Raw genomic sequence first — 8,080 nt, forward strand, 5'->3', positions numbered from 1 at the left:
TCCCTAATTTATAGGATTATGAACGGTGACAAGTTTCGTCCCATCTGGGAATGTGGCTTCAACTTGTACTTCATGGATCAATTCCACTACGCCGTCCATCACTTGTTCCGCACTCAATAAGGTTTTACCAAAGGCCATTAATTCCGCCACGGTTTTGCCATCGCGAGCGCCCTCGATAATTTCCATGGTGATGTACGCCATGGCTTCAGGGTAATTCAATTTCAGGCCGCGGTTTAAACGACGTTCGGCAAGCAAGGCGGCGGTAAATACAAGCAGCTTGTCTTTTTCTCTAGGAAGGAGTTCCATTTTAATGCTCCGTTATTTAACTTTATGATTGTTTTTATTGAACCAAAAAAGAGCACTCACACCTTTTTAGGTCGACCAAATTCTCGGTTCATTAGATTCTTTGTTCATTAATGCGGGACGAATATCGCGCCAGCACTGGATAAATAGCTGTTTCACTTGTTCTGAATCATCGTGAAGGCTGCGAACTAATATGTACTCACCTACCATGCTTACGCCACTTAATGACCCATGTTGGGTACAGTGCTGGCGCAGGGAATCAATCAATTCATCGTGATTGACTGAATCAAACGGCCCCGCAATCATCAAACCATTAATAGGTTTGCCATCTAGTCCGGCTTTGGCGCTAAAAATAGCTCGGCTGTTATCATCTATCACCAATCGCTCACGAACTTTAAGACGACCGTTCTGACGAATCTCAAAGCCTTGCTCTGCGTGGCCTTCGCCAAAATCTTCTTTGTTAGCTGGCAAGCCAAAGCAAGTAATTTCCCAGCCGATAAACTTGGCGTTGTCAGCAAGATCGATGCAGTTTTCAAGGCGAGTATGAGCATTCGGATAAAGAATGGTTTCTTGTGGTAACCATTCCATTAAGCTGTTCTGAGCGACGTTCAACTGGGTAATTTGATGTTGTAGGGTTTTATCTTTACGAGCACGATAAACACGCCCAGCACCTGGAGTAGTGATTAAAACGTGAGTATTTTCGGCTAAGTTCGCTGTAATCGTGAGACGATCCCCCGAAACCAAACCGCCCGGTGGATGCAATAAATAGACGTGCGCAGTATCTCGACCTTCAGGATAAAAAGGCTTCTGCACGTACAAAGGCCCTTTGTGATCACAGGTTTTCAACACGGTACCGCGAGTTGTTTGAGAAAAGCCTAAGGTCAGAAACGCATGCCAGTGAGAAGCTTCCCCCGTCACTGGCATGTTTGTTTCTGGCAGCGGCTTTTGGTCGTATTGTTCTGCCAAAGCAAGATTATGTTTATTATTCATTGATGCCCTATAAGCGTCTTTCGCGTGGCTGCTGATTCCAACCAATGCAAAAATCACACCGCCAAATACTGCTTTATCAAAGTATCGTTAAGGTTCTCCATTTTATCCGCCGCCACAATACGTCCCTTTTCCATCAAACGAAATTCTTTACCCACGCGACGGGCGAAACCTAGCTTTTGCTCTACCAAGATAACAGTCAAACCTTCTTCCGCATTGAGCTTTAAAATCACATCGCCAATTTGCTTAACAATGTTGGGCTGAATGCCTTCGTTAGGCTCGTCCAAGATCAAGACTTTTGGTTCTAATACCAAGGCACGACCGATGGCAAGTTGCTGTTGTTGACCACCGGATAAATCGCCACCGCGACGATGCAACATGTCTTTCAATACTGGAAAAAGCTCGAAAATTTTCTCTGGAATCTCTTTCGGTGAATCCTTGGTGCGTTTACTTCGTACAGGCAAACCAATGCGCAAATTTTCTTCCACGGTCAGCATGGGGAAAATGTCTCGACCTTGAGGGACGTAACCAATACCTGAGTAAGCGCGCTTTTCTGCGCTTTGCTTGTTTAGCGTTTCGCCTTCCATGGTGATCTCGCCACTTTTGATTGGCAACAAGCCCATGATGGCTTTTAGCAAGGTGGTTTTGCCCACGCCGTTTCGCCCCATGATGCAAGTAATCGAACCGGGGACTATCTCTAAATCCAAGCCCCAAAGAATCTGTGTGCCGCCGTAAAGTTGATCAACCTTGTTAATTGAAATCATGCCATAGCTCCTGTTTTCGCAGCTTCTTCACCTGCGGCCTCTTCACCTGCCGCTTCTTCACCAAGGTACACCTCAATAACGTCTTTGTTACTTTGAATCTGATCCATCGTGCCTTCGGCCAATACAGAGCCTTGGTGCAATACGGTTACAGTGCGGGCAATGCTGCGCACAAATTCCATATCGTGTTCGACCACAATCACTGTACGCTCGCCCGCTAAAGACGTTAGCAGTTCAGCCGTTCGTTCGGTTTCTTGTGCTGTCATGCCGGCTACAGGTTCATCGATCAACAAAAGTCTTGGCTCAGCCACCAGCAACATACCGATTTCTAACCATTGCTTTTGACCATGAGACAAGGCGCCCGCCAACATGAATCTATGCTTAGCCAAACCGATGGTTTTTAATACGTCATCAATACGGTCGATTTGTGTCGGTGTTAAACGCGAGAACAAAGTTGGCAATACGCGCTTATCAGTTTTAAGAGATAACTCTAAATTGTCGAACACGGTTTGCTCTTCAAACACGGTTGGCTTTTGGAATTTACGACCAATACCAAGCTGGGCAATTTCAGCTTCGTCTTTATTCAATAAGTTGTGATTTTGCCCAAAGAACACCGTGCCTGAATCACACTGAGTTTTGCCAGTAATCACATCCATCAAGGTGGTTTTACCCGCGCCATTAGCACCGATCAAACAACGTAATTCACCGTCGTTGATATAAAGATTAAGGTTGTTTAGCGCCTTAAAACCATCGAAGCTCAGGTTCAAATCTTCCACATAGAGAATCATATTGTTGTCGACATTGACGGCAGCTTGCTCTGGCGCTAGAAATGGCCATACCTGATCGCGACGAAAAAACTCTCGGGTGCTGTCTAACGTTTTAGAGGGTAAGGTACTCATGCTTGCGACTCCTTATTCATAACTGTATTTCGCTTGGCCTTTAGCTGCCCATACAAGCCCATCAAGCCTTTTGGTAAATACAAGGTAACCAGAACAAACATGGCACCCAAGGCGAACAACCAAGCATCCGGCATAATCGCGGTAAAACGGGTTTTCGCGTAGTTCACCAACAAGGCACCGATCACCGCACCAATCAAGGTGCCACGACCACCCACCGCTACCCAAATCACCATCTCGATAGAGTTGATAGGAGAAAATTCACCAGGGTTGATAATGCCGACTTGTGGTACATACAAAGCACCGGCAATGCCTGCAATCACAGCGGAATAGACAAACAACCATACCTTGTATCTATCGGTACGATAACCAATAAAACGTGAACGAGATTCCGAATCACGAATCGCCAACACCACCTTGCCAAGTCGAGAGGACAAGATCTTCTGGCTAACCACGAAGATCACCGCCAGCAAAATCGCTGTGATCAAAAACAAAGCCACCCGTGTGCTGTCAGCTTGCAGACTGAAACCAAGGATTTCTTTAAAATCGGTCAAACCATTATTGCCGCCAAAGCCCATTTCGTTGCGGTAGAAAGCCAGCAACAAGGCATAGGTTAAAGCTTGCGTCATGATGGAAAGATAAACGCCAGTTACACGAGAGCGGAACGCCAACCAACCAAACACAAAGGCTAAGAGACCGGGAACCACCACCGCCATCAACATGGCGAACCAGAACTGATCCATGCCCAGCCAAAACCATGGCAATTCTTTCCAATCCAAAAACACCATAAAGTCAGGCAGCAAAGGATTACCGTAAACACCGCGATCACCGATTTGGCGCATCAAATACATGCCCATCGCGTAACCGCCCAAGGCGAAAAATGCCCCATGTCCTAAACTCAAAATGCCGCAATAACCCCAAATAATATCCACCGCCAACGCCAGCATGGCGTAGCACAAATACTTACCTAAAAGCGTGATGGTGTAAGTGCTGACATAGAAGATCGAGTCGGCGGGTAAAAACAGATTCGCGGCCGAAGCCAAAATCGTTACACCTAATAAAATCACCACAAATGGCAAAGTGTGTTTGCCCGTCGAGCGCCCTTCAGAAAACCAAGCTGTAAGACGTGTCATTCTGCCGCCCTCCCTTTTTGTGGAAAGAGTCCCTTAGGACGTTTTTGAATAAAGAGAATAATGAACACCAACACCAGAATCGCTGCGAGAACCGCACCAGTGGTTGGCTCAAGAAATTTCGTCGCGATACCCAAAGTGAAGGCCGCAACCAAGGTTCCTAACAAGTTACCCACACCACCGAACACCACCACCATGAAAGAATCGATAATGTAAGATTGTCCCAAGTTAGGCCCTACGTTGGTCAATTGGCTCAACGCCACACCTGCAATACCCGCGATACCAGAACCCAGACCGAAGGTCATAGCATCCACCCAATTGGTTTTCACACCCATGGCTTTTGCCATGTTGCGATTTTGCGATACCGCACGAACGTTTAGACCAAGGGGAGTTTTCTTCAATACAATCACCAAGACGATAAATACCAGCAAGGCAAAAGCAAGAATGTACAAACGGTTCAACGTCAAAGACAACACTGGGTTTATTTCCCAAGAGCCGCTCATCCAGCTAGGCGTAGAAACTTGACGGTTAAGCGGTGAGAAAATCGTCCGCACCAATTGCTGCAAGATCAGACTAATACCGAAAGTAGCGAGCAAGGTTTCTAATGGACGACCATGCAAGCGGCAAATCACCAAACGCTCGATCAACACGCCCATCAAACCCGACACCAAAAAGGCCGCAGGAATCGCTACCCAAATCGAATAATCGATGTAATTCGGCATCATCAACTGCACCACGTACGTTGTGTAAGCGCCGAGCATAATCATTTCGCCATGGGCCATGTTAATAACGCCCATTACCCCAAAGGTAATTGCCAAGCCAATGGACGCCAGCAACAACACCGAGCCAAGGCTCAAACCAAAAAACAACTGATCAACAAAAGCAAAACGATTCGCCCGTTGCGCGATTTTTTCTAAAGCGATATTCGCCGCAGTCACCACCGCCGTATTGTCGTCACGAGTTAAGGTCGTCAGTAGATTCCGAACATCGTTTTCTAAACTAGAGGAAAGCTTTTCAATCGCAGCGATACGGTTAGACGCTGCCAATTCCGTTTGTGACGCAGTATTCATAGCCAACGCCAATCCCATAGCGTCTTTTACTTTTTTATTGGTCTCGTTCGGGTAAAGACCTTCTAACACCGCCACTGTGCTGCCATCTAATTTGGACAGTAATTCGCGTACGGCATTTTCACGCACGCTTGGCGATTTGGAAGTAAGTTGAATACGGGCAATGGCATTACGCAAATACCCACGTAAGTTATTGTTCACACGAATTTTGTCGACATCACGCTTATCAATGCCAGCGTTGATTTCGTCAGTAAATACGTCTTTGTAATAGGTTTCGCCGTTGCTTTCGAATTCACCAATGACCTTTTTTTCTGCCTTGATGTAATACAAGTTACCGTTTAGTAAGGTGCGTAGAAGCGGCAGAACGGTTTCATCGGATACGGCTTCGATTCTGACTAAAATAGGCTCCATGTCTTTGATTTTGGCTTCGCCCAACTCTGCAAGCAAAGGGTCCAAAGAAGCCGGTTCAGCCGCATGAGTAGAAAGGGAAAAGAGCCCAAAAAGACAGCAACAAAGCGCAATGCAATGTCTCAAGGTGATACGTCTCAAGGTCATACTCCAAGTGTCGTAGGTTTATTGCGATAGCATTCAAAAACACAACGCTAAAAAGAAGTTAGAAGCTTGTTCGAAGGTAAAAAATAACTCTCTGGCTAACTCACTAATTAGCCTGCTAGACAGAGAGTCGAGGTTACCCCTGGGAATGGGTCAAATTAGTAATTCTGACCAGAACATGTCTTAGTTTTGGTGTTGTAGTTACCGCACTTGATCGGCGCCGTCCAATCTGAAATCAGATCTTTAGAACCTGGCAAGAAATCAGACCAAGCATCACCCGCAACCACGCCATCAGTTTTCCAAACCACTTCAAACTGACCGTCGTCTTGGATCTCGCCAATCAGTACAGGCTTACTCAAGTGATGGTTTTTGTTCATTACTGCAATACCGCCAGTAAGGTTTGGCGTTGTTTGACCGATCATAGCTTGCTCAACCGCATCAACATCCGTTGTGCCCGCTTTCGTTACCGCGTTTGCCCACATTTTGAAACCGATATAAGTCGCTTCCATTGGGTCATTCGTTACGCGTTTAGGATTTTTTGTGTATGCATGCCAAGCCTTGATGAACGCTTCGTTTTCAGGCGTGTCTACGCTTTCGAAATAGTTCCAAGCTGCCAAGTGACCAACCAACGGTTTCGTATCTAAACCAGAAAGCTCTTCTTCACCCACAGAGAAAGCCACCACTGGGATGTCTTCAGATGAAATACCTTGGTTACCCAATTCTTTGTAGAAAGGCACGTTGGCATCGCCATTGATGGTAGAAACCACGGCTGTTTTCTTACCTTCGCTACCGAATTTTTTGACATCAGACACAATGGACTGCCAATCAGAATGACCAAATGGCGTGTAATTAATCATAATGTCGCTTGCAGCAACGCCTTTATCTTTTAGATAGGCTTCAAGAATTTTGTTGGTGGTACGTGGATAAACGTAATCGGTCCCGGCTAGCACAAAACGCTCTACACCAAGATCGTTCATCAAATAATCCACCGCAGGAATCGCCTGTTGGTTTGGCGCAGCCCCTGTGTAGAACACGTTTTTAGACGACTCTTCGCCTTCGTACTGAACTGGGTAGAACATCAAACCGTTCAACTCTTCCAATACAGGCAATACCGATTTACGAGAAACCGATGTCCAACTACCAAAAATCACATCCACTTTGTCTTTGGTTAATAACTCACGACCTTTTTCTGCAAACAATGGCCAGTTTGATGCTGGGTCAACCACCACAGCTTCGATCTTTTTACCTAACAAACCACCCTTTTTGTTTTGCTCATCCACCATCATCAAGACAGTGTCTTTTAGCGTGGTTTCAGAAATCGCCATCGTGCCAGACAAGGAATGCAACACACCGACCTTAATTGTGTCTGCTGCTAGCGAAGGAAGCGCAATAAGCGTTGCACCAGAGAGCACAATCGCAGATGTAAGCGTTTTGATTTTCATAGTTGGAGCCGTCCTATTGTGATTTATAATATTTTTGAGTCTTCAGCTGAGGTTTTTAAAACCTCAAATCCGTAGAGCCAGTATTAAAAAATCACCGTTGGAAGGGTATGCGCGAAATGACTTAGCCGTATACGTCATTTGACGTATAGGGCAATACGAATGCCTTTTCTGGTTCCATTCAAACGCCTTGCATTCCCAACCTTTATTCCGCCCTGCTGGGCGTGTAACTTTTGCCCAGAGCCGCAAAAGTTACCAAAAGGTCTCTTTAAGGGAGATTGCCTCGTAAACCCTTTTGTATAGATGTTTGTCTTCTGACCTAACGCACAGAAGGCATGGATTGTTTTCGCTGTTGTGAGAAAGGATATTTTTAACTGACCCTGAAACTTCATAGGGTCGCGCAATCGGCTCTCTAACAAGGAACGCGTCGAAGTGACTTCATCGGTTTGCGTAGGTCTACATGAGGGAGGCACGACCGTAATCAGACGGTTTAAAGCAAAGCTTTCATTTTCTAAGGTAAGTCGTCCTTTAATCCAACGCGGAATTTAGGTTACATTCAAACGCTTTGTATTCCCAACCTTTATTCCGCCCTGCTGGGCGTGTAACTTTTGCCCAGAGCCGCAAAAGTAACCAAAAGGTCTCTTTAAGATCTTTAATGCCTGATTTTTTTCATAGGCGCATGATTGCTTCCTACGCTCCTTGTATCGTAAGGCATAGATTGTTTTCGCTATTGTATAAAAGGATATTTTCAACTGACTCTGAAACTCCATAAGGTCGCGCAATCGGCTCTCTAACAAGGAACGCGTCGAAGTGACTTCATCGGTTTTCGTAGGTCTGCATGAGGGAGGCACGACCGTAATCAGACGGTTTAAAGCGAAGCTTTCATTTTCTAAGGTAAGTCGTCCTTTAGTCCAACGCGGAATTTAGATTCCATTCAAACGCTTT

The 8,080-nt window shown here is 45.8% G+C and carries 7 protein-coding genes; all 7 read right to left on the bottom strand.

The features are described from left to right. Nucleotides 1–3: 3 nt before the first annotated feature. Nucleotides 4–306 (bottom strand): urease subunit gamma, encoded by a 303-nt coding sequence (locus tag CCS02_RS16080; RefSeq protein WP_100186810.1) that lies wholly within the window; start codon nt 304–306, stop codon nt 4–6. 66 nt (nt 307–372) lie between these two features. Then, complete coding sequence (locus CCS02_RS16085) at nt 373–1,293, bottom strand: urease accessory protein UreD (RefSeq protein ID WP_100637107.1); 921 nt, start codon at nt 1,291–1,293, stop codon at nt 373–375. Between the two features lie 53 nt (nt 1,294–1,346). After that, the gene (urtE, locus tag CCS02_RS16090; protein WP_100637108.1) at nt 1,347–2,054 is read right to left on the bottom strand and encodes an urea ABC transporter ATP-binding subunit UrtE; all 708 of its coding nucleotides are present in this window, start codon (nt 2,052–2,054) and stop codon (nt 1,347–1,349) included. Further along, a complete protein-coding gene (gene urtD / locus CCS02_RS16095; protein WP_100637109.1) occupies nt 2,051–2,950 on the bottom strand; it encodes an urea ABC transporter ATP-binding protein UrtD in 900 nt (299 codons plus the stop codon). The genes urtE and urtD overlap by 4 nt, the downstream gene beginning before the upstream one ends. After that, the gene (gene urtC, locus CCS02_RS16100) at nt 2,947–4,080 is read right to left on the bottom strand and encodes an urea ABC transporter permease subunit UrtC (RefSeq protein WP_100186807.1); all 1,134 of its coding nucleotides are present in this window, start codon (nt 4,078–4,080) and stop codon (nt 2,947–2,949) included. The genes urtD and urtC overlap by 4 nt, the downstream gene beginning before the upstream one ends. Next, a complete protein-coding gene (urtB, locus tag CCS02_RS16105; protein ID WP_100637110.1) occupies nt 4,077–5,699 on the bottom strand; it encodes an urea ABC transporter permease subunit UrtB in 1,623 nt (540 codons plus the stop codon). Before urtB ends, urtC begins: the two co-directional genes overlap by 4 nt. Before the next feature lie 155 nt (nt 5,700–5,854). After that, entirely contained in the window at nt 5,855–7,138 is a 1,284-nt protein-coding gene (gene urtA, locus CCS02_RS16110; protein WP_100637111.1) for an urea ABC transporter substrate-binding protein, read from the bottom strand. Nucleotides 7,139–8,080 lie beyond the last annotated feature (942 nt).

It is taken from the genome of Marinomonas sp. ef1 (assembly GCF_002806845.1).
GTDB classification, from domain to species: Bacteria; Pseudomonadota; Gammaproteobacteria; order Pseudomonadales; family Marinomonadaceae; genus Marinomonas; species Marinomonas polaris.

Bases quoted from the DNA above. Each gene is read 5' to 3' on its own strand.
- CCS02_RS16080 (WP_100186810.1), bottom strand. From the start codon at position 306: ATGGAACTCCTTCCTAGAGAAAAAGACAAGCTGCTTGTATTTACCGCC.
- CCS02_RS16085 (WP_100637107.1), bottom strand. From the start codon at position 1,293: ATGAATAATAAACATAATCTTGCTTTGGCAGAACAATACGACCAAAAG.
- urtE (WP_100637108.1), bottom strand. From the start codon at position 2,054: ATGATTTCAATTAACAAGGTTGATCAACTTTACGGCGGCACACAGATT.
- urtD (WP_100637109.1), bottom strand. From the start codon at position 2,950: ATGAGTACCTTACCCTCTAAAACGTTAGACAGCACCCGAGAGTTTTTT.
- urtC (WP_100186807.1), bottom strand. From the start codon at position 4,080: ATGACACGTCTTACAGCTTGGTTTTCTGAAGGGCGCTCGACGGGCAAA.
- urtB (WP_100637110.1), bottom strand. From the start codon at position 5,699: ATGACCTTGAGACGTATCACCTTGAGACATTGCATTGCGCTTTGTTGC.
- urtA (WP_100637111.1), bottom strand. From the start codon at position 7,138: ATGAAAATCAAAACGCTTACATCTGCGATTGTGCTCTCTGGTGCAACG.